At 40.1% G+C, this 16897-nt stretch carries 19 protein-coding genes and 1 rRNA gene; 6 read left to right on the top strand and 14 right to left on the bottom strand.

The genetic code is table 11. The features are described from left to right. Window positions 1–70: ribosomal RNA gene (locus tag BN2425_RS01295) — 16S ribosomal RNA — on the bottom strand; the annotation flags it as partial. 360 nt (window positions 71–430) lie between these two features. On the opposite strand from BN2425_RS01295, the gene BN2425_RS23285 reads away from it, so the two are divergent. Further along, a complete protein-coding gene (locus BN2425_RS23285) occupies window positions 431–553 on the top strand; it encodes a hypothetical protein (protein ID WP_264757796.1) in 123 nt (40 codons plus the stop codon). Between the two features lie 75 nt (window positions 554–628). Here the strand turns inward: BN2425_RS23285 and BN2425_RS01290 are convergent, their stop codons facing one another. The 5 genes from BN2425_RS01290 to BN2425_RS01270 all read right to left on the bottom strand — a co-directional run bounded on the left by BN2425_RS01290 (window position 629) and on the right by BN2425_RS01270 (window position 4574). Continuing rightward, on the bottom strand, window positions 629–1387 hold the full coding sequence (locus tag BN2425_RS01290) for an exodeoxyribonuclease III (RefSeq protein WP_042454213.1): 759 nt from the start codon (window positions 1385–1387) through the stop codon (window positions 629–631). Window positions 1388–1524: 137 nt separating this feature from the next. Then, window positions 1525–2307, bottom strand: coding sequence for a divergent polysaccharide deacetylase family protein (locus tag BN2425_RS01285; RefSeq protein WP_042454210.1), 783 nt, complete (start codon window positions 2305–2307; stop codon window positions 1525–1527). A gap of 101 nt (window positions 2308–2408) precedes the next feature. After that, window positions 2409–2852 carry a peptidylprolyl isomerase gene (locus tag BN2425_RS01280; protein ID WP_042454208.1) on the bottom strand — a complete coding sequence of 148 codons (444 nt, stop codon included), beginning with the start codon at window positions 2850–2852 and terminating at the stop codon, window positions 2409–2411. A 224-nt stretch (window positions 2853–3076) separates the two neighbouring features. Then, a complete protein-coding gene (locus BN2425_RS01275; RefSeq protein WP_042454205.1) occupies window positions 3077–3466 on the bottom strand; it encodes a CBO0543 family protein in 390 nt (129 codons plus the stop codon). Next, window positions 3459–4574: a DUF2515 domain-containing protein gene (locus BN2425_RS01270; protein ID WP_154663438.1), complete on the bottom strand. Its 1116-nt coding sequence runs from the start codon at window positions 4572–4574 to the stop codon at window positions 3459–3461. The genes BN2425_RS01275 and BN2425_RS01270 overlap by 8 nt, the downstream gene beginning before the upstream one ends. Window positions 4575–4670: 96 nt before the next feature. On the opposite strand from BN2425_RS01270, the gene shc reads away from it, so the two are divergent. After that, window positions 4671–6542 carry a squalene--hopene cyclase gene (gene shc / locus BN2425_RS01265; protein WP_042454201.1) on the top strand — a complete coding sequence of 624 codons (1872 nt, stop codon included), beginning with the start codon at window positions 4671–4673 and terminating at the stop codon, window positions 6540–6542. 30 nt (window positions 6543–6572) lie between these two features. Here shc and mug read toward each other — a convergent pair whose 3' ends face one another. Then, window positions 6573–7079 (bottom strand): G/U mismatch-specific DNA glycosylase, encoded by a 507-nt coding sequence (gene mug / locus BN2425_RS01260; RefSeq protein ID WP_042454199.1) that lies wholly within the window; start codon window positions 7077–7079, stop codon window positions 6573–6575. Between the two features lie 123 nt (window positions 7080–7202). Here mug and BN2425_RS01255 point away from each other — a divergent pair, with 123 nt between their 5' ends. The 4 genes from BN2425_RS01255 to BN2425_RS01240 are packed head-to-tail and all read left to right on the top strand — an operon-like array spanning window position 7203 to window position 9629. Continuing rightward, entirely contained in the window at window positions 7203–7853 is a 651-nt protein-coding gene (locus tag BN2425_RS01255; protein WP_042454197.1) for a copper amine oxidase N-terminal domain-containing protein, read from the top strand. Window positions 7854–7867: 14 nt separating this feature from the next. Continuing rightward, a complete protein-coding gene (locus BN2425_RS22405) occupies window positions 7868–8137 on the top strand; it encodes a hypothetical protein (RefSeq protein WP_042454195.1) in 270 nt (89 codons plus the stop codon). Then, window positions 8112–9032, top strand: coding sequence for an FAD:protein FMN transferase (locus BN2425_RS01245; RefSeq protein ID WP_235714551.1), 921 nt, complete (start codon window positions 8112–8114; stop codon window positions 9030–9032). Before BN2425_RS22405 ends, BN2425_RS01245 begins: the two co-directional genes overlap by 26 nt. Before the next feature lie 12 nt (window positions 9033–9044). After that, window positions 9045–9629 carry a ferric reductase-like transmembrane domain-containing protein gene (locus BN2425_RS01240; protein WP_052352737.1) on the top strand — a complete coding sequence of 195 codons (585 nt, stop codon included), beginning with the start codon at window positions 9045–9047 and terminating at the stop codon, window positions 9627–9629. A gap of 26 nt (window positions 9630–9655) precedes the next feature. Here the strand turns inward: BN2425_RS01240 and BN2425_RS01235 are convergent, their stop codons facing one another. From BN2425_RS01235 to BN2425_RS01205, 7 genes are all read right to left on the bottom strand, one after another. Next, window positions 9656–10876, bottom strand: a complete 1221-nt coding sequence (locus BN2425_RS01235) for a sensor histidine kinase (RefSeq protein ID WP_042454193.1) — start codon at window positions 10874–10876, stop codon at window positions 9656–9658. Continuing rightward, entirely contained in the window at window positions 10869–11546 is a 678-nt protein-coding gene (locus BN2425_RS01230; protein ID WP_042454226.1) for a response regulator transcription factor, read from the bottom strand. Before BN2425_RS01230 ends, BN2425_RS01235 begins: the two co-directional genes overlap by 8 nt. 98 nt (window positions 11547–11644) lie before the next feature. Next, on the bottom strand, window positions 11645–12223 hold the full coding sequence (locus BN2425_RS01225; protein ID WP_042454191.1) for a YitT family protein: 579 nt from the start codon (window positions 12221–12223) through the stop codon (window positions 11645–11647). Between the two features lie 108 nt (window positions 12224–12331). Beyond that, window positions 12332–13657 (bottom strand): Na+/H+ antiporter NhaC family protein, encoded by a 1326-nt coding sequence (locus BN2425_RS01220; RefSeq protein ID WP_042454225.1) that lies wholly within the window; start codon window positions 13655–13657, stop codon window positions 12332–12334. A gap of 384 nt (window positions 13658–14041) precedes the next feature. Further along, complete coding sequence (locus BN2425_RS01215) at window positions 14042–14455, bottom strand: hypothetical protein (protein ID WP_042454189.1); 414 nt, start codon at window positions 14453–14455, stop codon at window positions 14042–14044. A 20-nt stretch (window positions 14456–14475) separates the two neighbouring features. Then, entirely contained in the window at window positions 14476–15363 is an 888-nt protein-coding gene (locus tag BN2425_RS01210; RefSeq protein ID WP_081797976.1) for a peptidylprolyl isomerase, read from the bottom strand. A 23-nt stretch (window positions 15364–15386) separates the two neighbouring features. Continuing rightward, entirely contained in the window at window positions 15387–16775 is a 1389-nt protein-coding gene (locus BN2425_RS01205) for a S1C family serine protease (RefSeq protein WP_081797975.1), read from the bottom strand. Window positions 16776–16897: the final 122 nt, after the last annotated feature.

Genomic DNA, 16897 nt, shown 5'->3' with positions numbered 1-16897 from the left:
TTCGCTCGACTTGCATGTATTAGGCACGCCGCCAGCGTTCGTCCTGAGCCAGGATCAAACTCTCCAAGAAAGTTGATATAGCTCATAAAATTTAACGTTGGCTCCGTTTCGACAGAAACGAATGTTTATTGTTGACGTATTTGTTTGTTTAGTTTTCAAAGAACAATATTCTCATCTACTAATCTAGTGATTAGCGACATTCATTATACTAACATAATTACTATACGTAGTCAACTATTTATCACTCATAATCCTTCTGAGTCATTTTGGTTGCTAACAACAATAAATATAATACTACCCAATACACGGGCCGTCAATACTATTTTTTAATTCTAAACCTAGGTTGGTTGTACCATAATGAGGGAATAAATCTATTTACAAAAGTTCATAATATTGATGTGAGCTTTTAATCTTGAAGGGATGGTGCAATATGGCATTAAATAGAAGGGACAAAGAAGGCGAAGTTTCAGACATTGAGCAACAACCATTATTAATAGAGAACGAGCATATTGCCGAATATGATGAAATTGGAACTCCTATTAATGAATTATAAACCAGTAACCTTTATATTTGCTAATTTACAAAGGCCACTGGTTGCTTCTTTAAACCAATTAAATTTAAAACAACACTATCCTACATTGACTTCAAGGACTACCGGGCAGTGATCACTGCCCATGACTTGCGAATGAATGTCCACTTCTTGGACCATTTTGCATAATCTTTCGGAAACAATGAAGTAATCAATTCTCCAACCGATATTCCGTTCCCTTACTTTATTCATATAGCTCCACCATGTGTAAGCTCCTTCTTTGTCCGGGTATACATAACGATAACTGTCAACAAATCCAGCTTTCAGTAAAGTAGTCATTTTTTCGCGTTCTTCATCCGTGAAGCCCGAGTTTCCTACATTTGATTTAGGGTTTTTTAAATCAATCTCGTTATGAGCCACATTTAAATCCCCACATAAGATAACAGGTTTGACTTTGTCCAATTCCTGCAGATGAAGAAGAATTCGGTCCTCCCAGTCAAGGCGGAAGCTTAATCTTGCCAAGTCTCTTTGGGAATTAGGTGTATAAACATTAACTAAAAAGAAATTCTCATACTCCAAAGTAAGGATTCGACCCTCTTCTTCTCCCTTATCATCTCCAAGACCATACCGAATTGAAAGCGGTTCTTCTTTTGTAAAGACCGCAGTCCCTGAGTACCCTTTTTTAACAGCATAATTCCAATACTGATGATAACCGGGCGTTTCCAAACTAATTTGCCCTTCCTGCAATTTGGTTTCTTGAACACAGAAGATATCAGCATTGACTTCATTGAAATATTCTAAAAAACCTTTTTTGACACATGCCCTAAGACCATTAACATTCCAAGATACTAGTTTCATAGATGAAGTCCTCTCCTATATATATTATCTATCTTACTCACTATTTTTAATCGGTTAACAGGTGCCATTTTACCAGCTTAAAATTGCTATGAAAAGATTTTTGTACTACCAAAAGTTAAAGGCAGCTAACAGCTGCCTTAATCGGGAAGTAAATTTTGTTTTAACCGATTTGTAAAAAGCTCCGATACAGGGACAATTTTAATATGACGCTTTTCAAACTCCTGGAGTGATTGAAATACTCCTACAGAACAAACTTTTCCTGTTATTCCAACATGTCCGATAGCAATTCCGATCCCTTTTACTTCTGTCGTTTTTGCCAGACGGATCATTTGGCTTCTCACATATGTTGAGGAAGAAATATCATCGAGAAAAACATCTCTTTTTAAGAACGGTACCCCTAATTCTTCCGTAACTTCAGGAAATTTTGATTTGGGACTTGTTCCGCTGTCAATAATATAGAAATCTTTCTCCTTGGCAATTTCAACAATTGCTCGGACAATTCTCTCATTTTCCACTGCCTTGGAGCCCATATGGTTGTTTAACCCCACAGCGTAAGGAACACTTTTAATTGCCTCGTATACACGTTGTTTGACTTCTTTCGTCGTCAGGTCTACTGTAATTGGTTTTGGCCCGAGCCATGACCTTTTTCCTTTTTTCGGTTCCATTGGCAAGTGGACCATGACTTCAATGTTATTCTTATGAGCCCACTCCGCATGTTTTTTTGAGTTTTCTGTAAATGGCATGACCGCTGCAGTAATGGGAACATCTCCTTCCAAGAAATCTTGTACTCCGCCAATTCCTCCGCCAAAATCATCAATAATAATGGCTGCCATAAGTTCGTGTGTATCGTCCTGTTGTGCTGATATTGGTGAAGCTAAGAGAAATTGAATTAGCGAAACAAATAAAATGATTCTTCTCAAACCATAACCTCCTGGTCATCGTATTGGAGGTATTTTTCCCAAAACACAACTTATTTACGACAGATAAAAAAAGAGAGAGCAACTCGGCTCTCCCTCAGTCATTATTCTTCGGTATCAAAGACTTTTACTTCTGTCATTTTATCGCCATTTCTCATTGCTTTAACAGCATCAAGGCCTGATGTTACTTGTCCAAAAACAGTGTGGACACCGTTTAAATGTGGTTGAGATTCATGAACGATAAAAAACTGGCTGCCACCTGTATCCTTACCAGCATGAGCCATGGAGAGCGCACCTGGGATATGCTTATGTGGATTACCTTCGGTTTCACATTTAATCGTGTACCCCGGTCCCCCCATTCCTGTTCCAGTTGGGTCACCGCCCTGACTTACAAATCCTGGAATGACACGATGGAAAATGACGCCATTATAAAAGCCTTCATTCGCTAATTTTTCAAAGTTAGCCACTGTGCCTGGTGCTTCGTCCGGGAATAAATCGAACTCAATTTTCTCGCCATTTTCCATTTGTATGTAACCTTTTTTAGCCATGAAAAAACACTCCTTATGTACAAAATCACTCTAATCATACACTGTCCTGAGAAGAAAAGAAAGTGTTGCACATTTTTCCAGTACTAATTCTTTCGGATTTATCATACAATAACCATACCCCTTCCGAACATTCGCTTGTTGCGGGACACTTAACCACTGTACGGACGGAAGGGGCTGGTGTCTTAATGGGCACTGGGAAACCCGGGACAGTTGTCCCGGTTTTTTTATTTTCCTAGACGTCCTTCGATCCAGCTATGAAACACAGTAATAACGGTTAAAAATATCATATACCCGAAAAATGTAAAGTTATGTTTCCAACCATCGGAATGGACAAAAAACCCAAGCAGTTCGGTTAACTTTTCCATGATGGTCATGAACAAACTTATAAACATTACTACCCCAACTTTTCCCCACCTATTAATTTGTGAAGTCCAGTATAAAAAAGTAATAATAAAGACTGGTAAAACGAGTAAAGTAAACAGTATATTGATGGAAAATAGTTCTGGAAACGGCCGATACGGAAAGGAATACAGACCTTTACCAACAAAATACAAGTCTAAGTAAGTACCCAACAATGCTGCCAGTACAGCCGTTGAAAGAGCCTGTTTATTCAAAAAAGTTAATCGTCTTTTTGGCAAGGGCGGTAATTTCGAGCCGTTCAATGGTTTTACAGTATTCATTTTTAATCTCCCCATTAAATAAAGCATTGTCATTCACAAGATAATTCACAACATTTGAGTCCTCAAACCAGTCCCCTGATTCGGCTTCTGGCTGGCTGATATTTTTCCAAGCATATTCTAAGTTTGGACTATAAACTTTCCTTGCCCCCTTTCGCAGCTTACAATTTTTCAAACGAAGTGGAAAGGTCAACCCAGGAACTCCCTCGTTTACATTATTAAACATATGAGGCCAGTAGTCTTTTCTTGATCCTGTATGAGGGTGATTTATTGCCCAGTTTACTGTTTCATCTAGTAAATCTTTATCATGAAATAGCACTGAATACAGCCTCTTTCCAAGCAATATCCTCTCATGCAGTGACTTAAATTGGTGTAGAGTAAGTCCCCTCAGTTTTCCTGTGCCGTGGGGAAACAGAATGTGATTGAAGGAAAGCAAATCCTGAATAATAAATTCAAACTTATTTAACACTTCTTTTTGATAGAAGGGATTTTGGACCACTCTTTTTTCCAAGTAGCTTTGCTCATTAACGATTAATGCCATGCAAAGTGTATAGCTATCTTCTCCCCGCCACAACTGATTCCAAACCGTTTCCATAAAGGTAGAAACATTTAGCCTCGGTAATAAGTAAAACAAGGGTTGGTTCTGTTTTACACTCTCTTCGTACAACAGGAACTGCGGATATACATCCTGAAAAATCAGCCAATTACCGCGTTCTAGGAATGCAAAAAATGCGTTACGGTCCTTTCTGTTTAAAAGCTTGGTCAAAAATTCCCCTTTAAGGTCAGTCATGTTATATCCGCCATTTCGGGAAACCATATGGCCTAGAAAGGCCCAATGAATTTCAGGGTGCCGCATGTAAAAATCAAGGTAGGCTTTCGTCCTTGTAACATTGTTTACATTATGAATGATGGTTTCCTTTTGGACTTTTTCCAGAAGATTTTTCTCAATTGGTATTAATGGAGTCCCAAGCGGTGGGGCTTTTTTACTCTTCTTCTTAAGTTCATCTCTAATTCTTTCAACCGGTGGTTTCTCTCTGTTTCGAATAAAAAAAATGGCAGTTTCCCTCCCTTGTGAATTGTCCTTGCATAAAGAGAATATGTATAGCTAAGAACTTATTTTGGGGAGTGGGTGTGGGTTAGAATGGCTGATATTAAAACAAGAATGGATTGGATTATTGGGCAGCTTCGAAAGGACCAATCCCCCGATGGCTCATGGAATTATCCATTTGAAACGGGAATCTCCACAGATGCCTATATGATCATTTTATTACGTGCGTTGGAAATAGATGATGATGAATTTATTGAAAGGCTTTGCAAAAGAATTTTAAGCAAACAGCAGAAAAACGGGGCTTGGAAGTTGTTTTATGATGAAGGGGACGGAAATCTCACCGCCACAGTGGAGGCTTACTATGCCTTGCTTTTTTCGGGATTATACCAGAAAAACAGCCGGCCGCTTCAGGCGGCAAAAAAATTTATCCTAGCTAAAGGCGGGTTAAAAGAGGTCAGTACTTTTACTAAAATTATGCTGGCATTAACAGGACAATATGAGTGGCCAAATCATTCGCCGCTGCCTATTGAAGTCATATTACTGCCGACTGATTTCCCCATCAATTTCTACTCCTTTTCAGTATTCGGGAGAGCCAACCTGACACCGATCATGATCCTTGCAGCCTCGAAATATTTCGTTAAATTAAAATCTGCTCCTGATTTGGCTGACCTGCATATCCACCAAGAAGTGGAAGACACGTGGGTGCGGTCTGATGAATGGCGGTCACTGCTGTCGTTTTTCGAAGATGGAATCAAGCGTCTCATTGGTCTTCCTGGTGAACTGCGCCGATTGGCGATAGACCGTGCCAAAAAGTATATGCTCGACCGGATTGAACCTGACGGCACTTTATACAGTTACTACAGCTCTACGTTTTTAATGATTTTTGCTTTGCTTTCCCTCGGCTATAAGAAAACAGACCCAACGATCAGGAATGCAATTGTGGGATTGAAATCCATGACGTGTGATATTGATGGCCATCCCCACGTCCAATACACTACCGCCAATGTATGGAACACCTCGTTAATCAGTTATGCCCTGCAGACTGCTGGGGTTTCATCAGAAGATACTATGGTTAATAAAGCTAATCAATATTTATTGAGCCGCCAGCACAGTAAATTCGGCGATTGGGTCATCCATAATCCGCAGACGATGCCGGGAGGTTGGGGATTTTCGAATGTTAATACGATGAATCCGGATGTGGACGATACTACCGCCTCACTTCGATCCATTTCACGAACCGCTTCATCCTGGCTTGGAGCATGGGAGAAAGGAATAAATTGGACGTTGTCCATGCAAAATGATGATGGCGGCTGGCCAGCTTTTGAGAGAAATACAGATTCTAAGTTATTGGAATTTCTGCCTTTAGAAAAAGGGAAATTCTTACTCGTTGACCCATCATGTGCCGATCTCACTGGAAGGACGTTGGAGTTTTTCGGAAACTATACGAACGTCCCCCATAATCATGCAGTGATTAAACGGGGCATAGAGTGGCTGGTAAACGACCAAAAAAGTGATGGTTCTTGGTATGCTCGCTGGGGTATTTGTTATATTTACGGGACATGGGCCGCTGTCACGGGCTTATTGGCTGCGGGAGTTGACAGTAGTCATCCAAGTATCCACAAAGCAGTCAACTGGTTTGGCCGTATTCAAAATCAAGACGGCGGCTGGGGAGAATCGTGTCATAGTGATATAGCCAATACGTATGTTCCGCTTCAGAATAGTACATTGACTGATACCGCATGGGTCCTCGATGCATTGATCACTGTTTCCGACCAACCAACGGTTTCGATTCGAAAAGGTATTGCCTTTTTAATCAATTCGCTCCAAAAACAGGATTGGACGACAGATTATCCAAAAGGGCAAGGAATGGGGGGAGCTTTTTATATTCACTACCATAGTTATCGGTATATTTTCCCTCTCATAGCCCTTGCACGCTATGAGAAAAAATTTGGAAACGACTATTAAACGTCGACGGACAATGATCCGTCGATGTTTTTATTGTTGTAATAATTCAGAAAGTTTTTTATAAATTTCCACAATTTCTTCTACTTTCATTCGAACCAGCCCGCTCGAAGACGGTGCCACAAAATCAATCGTCCCTTTGATAATGGCTTCCTCTTGGATACCCCATGGAACAGTTTTTTTGCCGCTGAATTGTTGGTAGACCCCTTTCCCTACATAACAGACGATGCCAGGTCTAAAACTGACAATCTTCTGTTTTAAGATTTCCTTCCCCTTTATGTACTCCTCCTTTGTAATTTCATCGGCCGCTTTTGTAGGTCTCGAAACAATATTTGTGATTCCATAACCTAAATCCAGAAGCAGGTCATCCTCAACAGCTTGAAACTTCCTTGTGGTTAACCCTGCTTCATGGAGAATTTTCCAGAATCGGTTATTTGGATTAGCAAAGTGGTGACCTGTTTCACTAGAACGGATGCTGGGGTTAAAACCGACAAACAAGATTTTTAAATCTTTTTTTATACGGTCCCGTACGGGTTTCATTTTAGATCACCTTCCTACACATATAAAAATTTATCTTTTTTTATATTATCACACTCTTTTCAGTTTCCTTTCAGAGTCGCGGACTAAACTGACTTTATAAGTGAATAGGGAGGATATCAATTCATGAACCGATGGAAAAGATTTATGATGCTTGTGGCCGGACTCTTTTTGGTATTTTCAATAGCGACAACGGTCGTAGCTGAACACGACGAAAATGAACATGAAAAATTTGAGTTTCACCAAAAAGATCATGATGAAGATGATGAAGATGATGAAGATGACGAAAACGAAGAAGCTGATTCAAGAGATTGGTTACAGGAGCAGCAGCAGAAGCAAACGGTTAATTTACAGCAAACCGAATATTGGAATATTTGGTCACGGGAGCCGAGAAACAATCCTGCCAATCATAATCTGCCTATTCAAACTCCGGATGAAATCCCAGCAATAGCAGGAAATAACCAAGCGAATGTTTACGCGATCCCTCAAAATGGACAGTTACTAGTTGCTGGGGAAGCAATTGCCGAACTCTTAGGTGGAGAATCCGTGCTATACCCAGAAAGCAAAATATGTGTTTTATCGAGACAAGGACGGGAATTAATCGTAAAAGCAGGGTCCAATGCAGTCTATGAAAATAAGATGAAGACCCCGATGCCTGTTCAGGCGGCTGTCTACGAAAACACTGTGTATATCCCTATTTCTGTGGCAGCAAACGCACTCGGTTATCGGGTGGTTTGGGATGCAACAAACAATGCCTTGATATTTCAATCTATTTAAAGAAGGTGATTAAAATGGCAAAACAAAATGCGGTGAAGGCAAAATGGATGATTGGACTCACGGGTACAGCCCTATCTGCCTTTGTGATTGGGCAGGTTGGGACCGGCGAAACGAGTGAAAGCCAGATAAATCAATCAAAATTAGAAATAACCAAGTCGATGACTAAACAAGAACAAGAGTATGTTCAGTTGGATTGGTCCAATTATGATATTAACGGGATTACTGTTTCCAATACAGAATCTGGGGGTGTCAAAGCCAGTGACCGTCAAACACGAAGATCCTAACGACTTTGAAACTTTGACAATCAAAGCAATGAACTCTCAATTTTATATTGCCGTTACTACTTGCGGTTTTGAAAATTGGCAGGAGGTGATTGTCCATTGGATTAAACATGTTGAGAAAGAGTGGTCCCGCTTTCATTTAGATACTGAGCTTCAGAAAATAAACCGGCTGCTCACAGGACAAAAACTGTGTATTTCTCCTCCGCTGTTTGATTGCCTGCAAAAGGCAGAAGAGTACCGTACTATAACGGAAGGCCGGTTCTCTCCTTATCTATTATCACAAATGGAATATCATGGTTACGACCATTCTTTTCCTTTTGAAAATTGTCCTGCCAAAGCTGGTCTATTTCCACAAAGCTTCCAAAAGAAAACAGCACCGTTCCATTTTGAAGGGCAATTCTTGGCTGTCGAGCGGTGCGATTCTGGGAATATTGATCTTGGTGGAATCGGTAAGGGATACACTGTTCAAGCGGCTGCACAATGGTTAAAGTCCAGCGGAGCCAAAGCAGGAATAGTGGATGGAGGCGGGGATATCGCTGTCTGGTCGGACGGAGAAAAGGTATGGCACATTGGCATTGCCCACCCCTATGATGAGGAAAGAGACATTGCCCAGCTTTACATAAAAAATGGTGGAATTGCTACTTCTAATATCATCTATCGAAGCTGGCGACAAGGTGAGACGATAAAGCACCATCTGCTAAATGGACAAACTGGGCTGCCAGTGGAAACGGATATTATACAAGCTACAGTGATAACTGGAAATTGCTTAGATGCTGAGATTATGGCCAAACTTTGCTTTATGGAACAAGATCAAGCCTTATCACAGGTTTTGAGAACCATAAATCCGGTCTACTCATCAGTCCTCGTTAGCAAATCCGGAAAAATTACTCTCATATAAGAGGAGGATAAAATGATCAGCTATTTTACTACATGGACACTAATCCGAACTTCAGGATTTTTAGCCTATTATTTGCTCACCCTTTCTCTTTGCTTAGGATTACTGGGAAACCTTTCAGTGACGAAAAAAAAGAAAGGTCTATTTATTACCCTCCATCAAGCGAGCGGCTGGTATGGTTTATTGGCGATTGTTTTTCATATGATGTTACTCTGGCAGGATGAATTTGTCCCTTACTCTATTGCTGGATTGTTGGTTCCCTTCTTTGCACAGAATGAACCTATTTACTCAGCCCTAGGAACATTTGCCTTTTATTTGTTCTTCCTAGTGATTGGTTCTTCCGATTTTTTCATGAGAAACCTTGGTATAAGGAAATGGAGGAAACTTCACTACGCAGTTCTGCCTGCTTGGGTGATGATCATGATTCATGGCACAGCACTCGGGACAGATACAAAGGAACCTTGGGCATTTGGTTTATATATTGCCGGCAGCGCAGCCTTAATCTTCCTTTCAACGATTCGCTATATTGATGCACACCAGATCAAGCGATCCGACCTCGATAAAAAAACAACGAATTTGAATGGACACAAGATAAAATAAAACAGCGGCGAGGAGCTGCTGTTTTATTACCTTTCTTTAAAAACCACCTTAAAAACACTGCCTTTTCCAAGGGTACTCTCGGCTTCCATTTTTCCATTGTGAGCATGAACAATGGCCTTAGCAATAGACAAGCCCAATCCAGCTCCCTCTTGTCCACGCATTTTATCAGCTCGGTAAAATCGGTCGAATATGTATGGAAGATCCTCCGCTGCAATCCCGATCCCCGTATCTTCTATGATTAGCACTTTTTCACTTCCAGCGGCACATAAGCTGATGACCACCTTCCCATCCTTAGTAAAACGAAAGGCGTTATCCAGCAATATATAAACCAATTCTTGAATTCTTACCTCATCACAAGTAATGCAAATCCCCGGCTCAAGCTTTTGCTCGAACAGGAGGTTTTTAGGAATTTTCCTGGAGAATCTTTGAAAAATCGAGTCAAGTAATTTTGAGAGATTAACCCGTTTCATGTCCATGGTTAACTGCCCTTTATCACTTCTTGCTAGAAATAATAAATCATTTACCAGCTTATTCATCAACTGAGCCTCAGTTTTCACATCTTCGAGGACTTCCTGCCCAAACGGAGTTAATTGCTGCTTTTCCTCCTGCATTAACAGGTCAACTGAGCTATAAAATATACTTAATGGGGTCCGAAGTTCGTGCGAGGCATCAGAAACAAACTTTTCCTGCTTTTCAAATGCTAATTTTATTGGTTTCATTGCCTGTCCGGCAAAATGAAAGCCTAATAGTGCAAAAATCAAACTGAAAGCTATTGTTAAGCCAAACAGTGCCCATGTAAGGTTTTCTATCAAGTGCTTTTCACCTGTAATATCTGTGCCGAGTAGTACAAAGCCTTCCTTCGCCAAAGGTTGTTTCATTATTAGGAAATGCTTTTGGTCCCATTCAACATTAGATATTTCTTCTGCCAGCTCGTCCGGCTTTTCCCTTATTGACTGCAGAAAACCTTGATAGGTTTCTTCACCAGATACTAATTCATTCTTTGAATTATAAACAAAATAAAAAATTGATCGATTTGGCTCAAAATCTATTTCATGTTGTTTTTTTTCAAAAAGGTCTTCGTAAAATTCATGTTGCTCGTGTTTGTAATACTCAGATAGTTGGTTGATTTCTTTGTCATCAATTTCACGAGAAATGAGAAGATAAAGGATACTAATAAACAACAATAAAAATAGAACTAAGGAAATTGTATAAATAAGGGTCAATCTTGTTTTAAGTTTGTTAAACATATGGATTTCTCACTTTATAACCAATTCCCCGGACAGTTTGAATAAACGATTTTTCTGCGTGTATATCCACCTTTTTCCGGACCAGCTTTACTAAGGCATCTAATGCATTTTCTGATACCTCGCTTTCATAGCCCCATAACTTTTCGACCAATTGCTCTCTGGTCAAAATTTGGTTTTGATTTCTCATCAATATTTCCAGCAGCTGATATTCTTTTTTAGTGAGATCAATGATTGCGTTTTCCAGGTAAGCTTCATGGGTGTTTACATTGAGTGAAAGCTTGCCAATCTTAATAATCTTCTGAATTGGCTTGTCTTTTCTCCTGCTGATAGCCCGGATTCTTGCCAGTAACTCGTTAAATTCAAACGGCTTCACGATATAATCATCCGCTCCTGCATCTAACCCGGTGATGATATCTTGATTGGCATCTTTCGCGGTCACGAATAATATGCCGCTTGAGTTTCCTTTTTCGCGGAGCCGTTTGCAAACAGACAGTCCACTTTCCCCTGGAAGCATCCAATCGAGAATAATGACGTCATAGTCTGAAAGTCTGGCATATACATAGGCGTCCTTTCCATTTTGGACCCAGTCAACTACATGAAATTCATTTTTCAACAGATGATCCATTAATTTGCCAAGCCGTGTATCATCTTCTGCCAGCAAAATGTTCACCATCGTCACTCCATTCCAAAAATTCCCCTTTTACTATCATCATAGCAAGCTTTTCTGAAAAAAGAGTGAAAGAAAGATGAACTTTTCAGAAACCTCTTTTAATCAGGCTTTACCCGACCATAAGAAGTGATGATACTAATCAACAGACCAATGATCGAGACAATTAGTAAGGAGAATAACAGTTTGGGGTCTCCAAGGAGAACGAGCCCTGTCATTATAATAACTGCGTCAATGGAAAGAGCGACAATCCCAACGTTTACATGGGTCCATTTAGAAATGAGCAATGCAAGCAGATCAATCCCTCCAGGACTTATGTGATTCTTTAGCATGACTCCTGCTCCAATCCCAATGGCAATAGCTCCTAGGATTATGCTGCTGATTATAGATAAATGAATAGTGCCATTTAACGGAAGTAATAATTCAATCATGAAGCCCGAACAAACTGCACCAATAACACCATTATAAAAATATTCCTTGTTCGATTGAAAGGCAAATAAATAAACAGGTATGTTTAAAAGAATAAACGTGATCCCTGCTTTATAATCGAATAAATAATTTAATAATAAACTAATGCCAAAAAATCCCCCGCTTATCAAGTGGAACGGAAGAATAAAACCATTGATGCCTATCCCAATCATTGCACTTCCAAAACCGATAACTGCCAATTTCTTCAACATCAAACCATCCCTTGTCCAAATTCTTTATTACCACTTATATGTGAAAACAGTGAACTTCATGCGGTTTGATACCGGTAAATAAAAATGAGTACCCGTAAAGGAACCCATTTATGCGACTAATCTACTTTTTTTCTTTTTCAACAAAGGGATCATGGTTGAATAAACCAAACAAATAAAAGGCAGAATCCATAAAAATAATGCATAGGGTAGATAGCCAGATATCGGAATACCCACGATCGTGCTGCACATAATGGTAAGCACACTCCAAGGGACCATACCCGGGAAGAGCATCACCGAATCGCCTAATACTCTGGCCAATTCTTCCTTACCGTAACGAAGCGACCAATGCGGCAGAAAGGATCTTCCGGTTAGTATAATCGGCAAAGTTTGGTTTGCGGCAATTAAACTGATGATTCCACCTGCCATTAAGACTTTAAAGGTATCCCCTTTTAAGCTTTTGGAAGACTTGAGCCATTTCTCCAAATAGGGCTGAATGATGTACAGTTTTTCTAATAAGCCATTATAAGCACCTGCCGCCACAAGAAATAACAACAGTTCGTACATATGGATGAAGCCGCCCCCAACCCCATCGATTCCCTTCCACAAGTCATTCACGATTGGCAGGATAGGAGTTCCTTCAATAAAAGCCAGAACAGCCGCTGATAGAATACTAGAAAGAAACGCGTAGACTATCCGGATCCGGAGCACAACAAACAAAATTAGAATCATGGGAGGGAGCAGTTTTATCGGTGAAAGCTGGGTCCACTCCAGATGTCGACCAACCTCGGCTGCATCTTTTGAAATAAACAAATCAAGTCCAGCGTAAAAACAAATACAAATGAAAAGAGCAGTTAATGTGGAAATTAGCATCGCTTTTCCTTGTTTTTTTACAGTAATTTCAACAGTATGTGCCAACAGTTGATGCGAGCTTGAAAAAGGTGACGTCCTATCACCAACAAATGCACCGGCAACCAAGGCACCAGCGGCGATCTGTATTGGCAGGCCAAGAACAGCCGCTGTTCCTAAAATTGGAACGGCAATCGAACTTAATGTTCCGATTGTTGTGCCGAGAAGCATCGAAAAGAACATCGCCGTTAGAAACGATAGAACAAAAAAGTGTTTTGGAGCAATCAATCCTAATGCGATGTCTACCATTTGATTAATAGTGCCAGCCAAATACCAAGAAGGAAGCAAAAAACTGACAAGAGTTAAAATAAGCAAAACAATTTTCGCTTGGTTAACCCCTTGCAAACTAATAAAAGCGATATCCTTTAAGGAAAAACCCTTCGTAAAAGCAAGCCATCCTAAAACAAACAAACCCGGAGAAAAGCCAATAACCAAGGGAAAACCCAGAACAACCGAACATACTACCCCTGATAAAGTAATCAATAACAATAACAACACTTGATAAATCGAAAAATTAGAAAACTCCATGTCCAACATACCTCATCCTTAAGGGGACAGTCCCCCGCTGTATTAACACTTTACCTTGATGGGGGCCTGTCCCCCGTCACATTAACGCTTTACCTTGGTAGGGGTCTGTCCCTAGCATTAAACACTCTAATTATAGGTAATAAAGAGGACTTCGAAAAGTCTTACTTATGTTTAAGAGCCCAAAAAAAGAGCCGTATTTAGGACGGCTCTTTTTCTAGAATGTTGTATAGACATTTTCGGATACTTTTCCGGTCGGTTCAAATAGGAATGGAATTTATAACGTCCGACGAGCGGTTGGTTGTACAGGTTGAGGGGCAGTTCTCCTGCGGTTTAAAATACCACAGGCTGAATCTTGCCAGCCAATTACATTCCCCATTGACCTATTTAATTAAGATACCTCTTTCGGGCTAAATTCCTTCTTCGATAAACAAATTTCCTAAGGTCACCGTCCTTTAGGTTTCCATCATAAATTGAAAACAACAAGGATTGGTACTCCGGGTATTTTTCCATCACGAAAAGGGCGAACTCCTTTCGTTCGCCCTTTTGCTTTTCACTAAAGATTGGATCTGAGACAATTGACTCAAGCTTATTATGGTAATAAGCTTTTGAGTCCTCCCACTTTTTGATTCGGTTTTCTAAAATATCACGGGCATATTCCGGCAGCTTTTCCACCACAGAATCAATATAGCCTTCAGACCACATCAGCATTTTATCTTTTTCAGGAAGATCCAATACCATTCTCATCAATTCTAGGCCATCAACCTGTTCACTAGCAGCATATTTGCCGACCCGATTCATTTTGTCACCCCTTGAAGTGTTTACGCTTTTGCTAAGTTATTTTCAATTTTATAGCCTTTTTTCTTATTCTCAAGCCATGTAGTGTATTCAGAGTCTAATTTTTGATCGAGTAATGTGTCTTTTATGGTAGCCTTACTGTCTTCAAAATAAGCTTCTTTAGCGGCCTTCTTATCTTCTACTTTAATAATATGATACCCATAATCCGTCTTAACCGGGTCACTAATTTGATTCACATCCAAAGAAAATGCCACATTCTCAAATTCTGCTACCATATCGCCTTTTCCGAAGTAACCAAGCTCTCCACCATCATTCTTTGTCCCTTCATCGGTCGAGTACTGTTTGGCTAGATCCGCAAAATCAGCGCCATCAGTCAATTTTTGCTTGATTTCATTGGCGGTTTGCTCATCGGCGACCAAGATATGACTTGCCTTGACTTGCTCAGGCTCTGCAAATGAATCTTTATTTTCCTCAAAATACGTCTTCATTTCCTCATCAGTAATTTTTATTTGTGGCTCAAGCAGCTTTTTAATCGTCAAGTAATTTTTTAAATCCTCTTTCACTTGCGTAAGGGTAGTACCATTACTTGCAATCATTTGGTTAAATACATCTTCACCACCGTAAGATTCCTTTAAAGCATTAATTTGTTTATTGACTTCGTTGTCCGATACGGCAATTTTTTTCTTCGCCGCCTCAGCGGTCACAATTTTATCGGCAATCATTTTGTCAACTGTAGCAGAACCGTATTGTTTAACCATTTCACTATATAATTCATCTTTTGTAATTGATTCGCCATTAAACTTAGCAACGGCCTCACCTTTTTTTAGGGTAAAGCCCAGAACAACGGCTAATGCTACTACAAGTACAAGAATAGTTGAAACTATTTTTTTATGGTTTTTTATAAAAGTCATTTGTATGAATCTACTCCCTCATATTATTCAGTTAATATCGCGGTTAATGTCATTTCCTTGCCATCGCGGTAAACACCAAACTTAATTTGATCCCCTTTGCTTACTTTCGTATAAAGATATTTTCTTAAATCTGATGAACTCGCAATCTCTGTTCCATTCATCGAAACGATTACATCCCTTGCTTTCAAACCAGCCTTGTCAGCAACCGAGTTTTGCTGCACTTCCGCTATATAAACCCCTTTGGTTACGGAATTAGGAAGACTGTCCACATAACCTTGGGGAACTTGCTCTAGGTCTGCAAGGCTTACTCCAAGATACGGCCGCTCAATTTTCCCGTCTTTAATGAGCTTATTGACAATCGGGATAAAATCACTGCTTGGTATAGCAAAACCTAATCCCTCTACCCCGTCTTCAGAAATTTTCAAACTATTAATCCCTATAACTTGTCCTGCGGTATTGATTAAGGCGCCACCGCTATTTCCCGGGTTAATAGCCGCATCCGTTTGAATAACATTCGTTTCCCAATTACCAGCAGAAGTGTTCACGTCAATACTGCGGTTAATGGCACTGATAATACCCTGGGTAACCGTTCTGGATAACTCACTACCCAACGGGTTCCCGATTGCAAACACCTGATCACCAGGGCGTAAAGTCGATGAATCACCAAAAACAGCCACATCGGTTACATACTTGCTATCAATTTTTAACACAGCAAGGTCTGTTAGTGCATCCGAACCAATAACCTCCGCTTTTGTTTTTTCGCCATTATATAAGGAAACTTCTAATTCATTTGCTCCTTCAATCACGTGGTTGTTGGTCACAATATAGGCATTTTCGTTATTTTTTTGAAAAATAACCCCCGAGCCGGAGCCTGTTTCTACATTTTGAGAGGAGCTAGGCATTCCATAAAAGCTATTGGATCGGCTGCTTTGCTGATAATTGACAATCCCTACAATTGCCTTAGAAACCTTTTCAACGGTATCGGCAATCGAGCTGGAAGATACAGCTGATGGCTGTGCGGAAACCGGTTTTACTTTTGCTGAACTACCAGAACTAGTGCTGACGGGCTGGTTGATGCTGTCCGGATAAAAGTTTTTCAGATAATCAGTATGTGGCAGCACCGCCAAAGTCAATGCAGACCCAATCACACCAGCCACTACTGTAGAAGCGATTCCTTTGATATTTAATTTTTTTGGCGGTTTTTTATCAGCGAGACCTGCCGCCCTCGTTTGTTCCATACTTGGAGCTGTTTCTACTCTTTCCCCTTCTTCCTGAAATTCGAAAACATCTTTTAATTCCGCACTCTCAGAGTCAGTTTTTACTTCGATGTTTTCCTCATTTATTGGATGTTCTGTGTTTTCTGTCACGTTTGATTGAGTTGTATCAAACTCATCTTCATGTTTGAATTCCATCAGAATCGATCTCCTTTTTTACTTAATCTTTTATGTGTCTTTACTGTACCAGATAAATCTTAAGAAATTATTAACAAACTTTAACGTATTTTAGAAAAATAAAAAGGCTGCCCACTTTCGGC

The sequence above is a fragment of the Neobacillus dielmonensis genome, from assembly GCF_000612665.1.
GTDB classification, from domain to species: Bacteria; Bacillota; Bacilli; order Bacillales; family Cytobacillaceae; genus Neobacillus; species Neobacillus dielmonensis.
The sequence above is the reverse complement of the archived record's forward strand: the minus strand, read 5'-3'. Positions and strand labels throughout refer to the sequence as shown.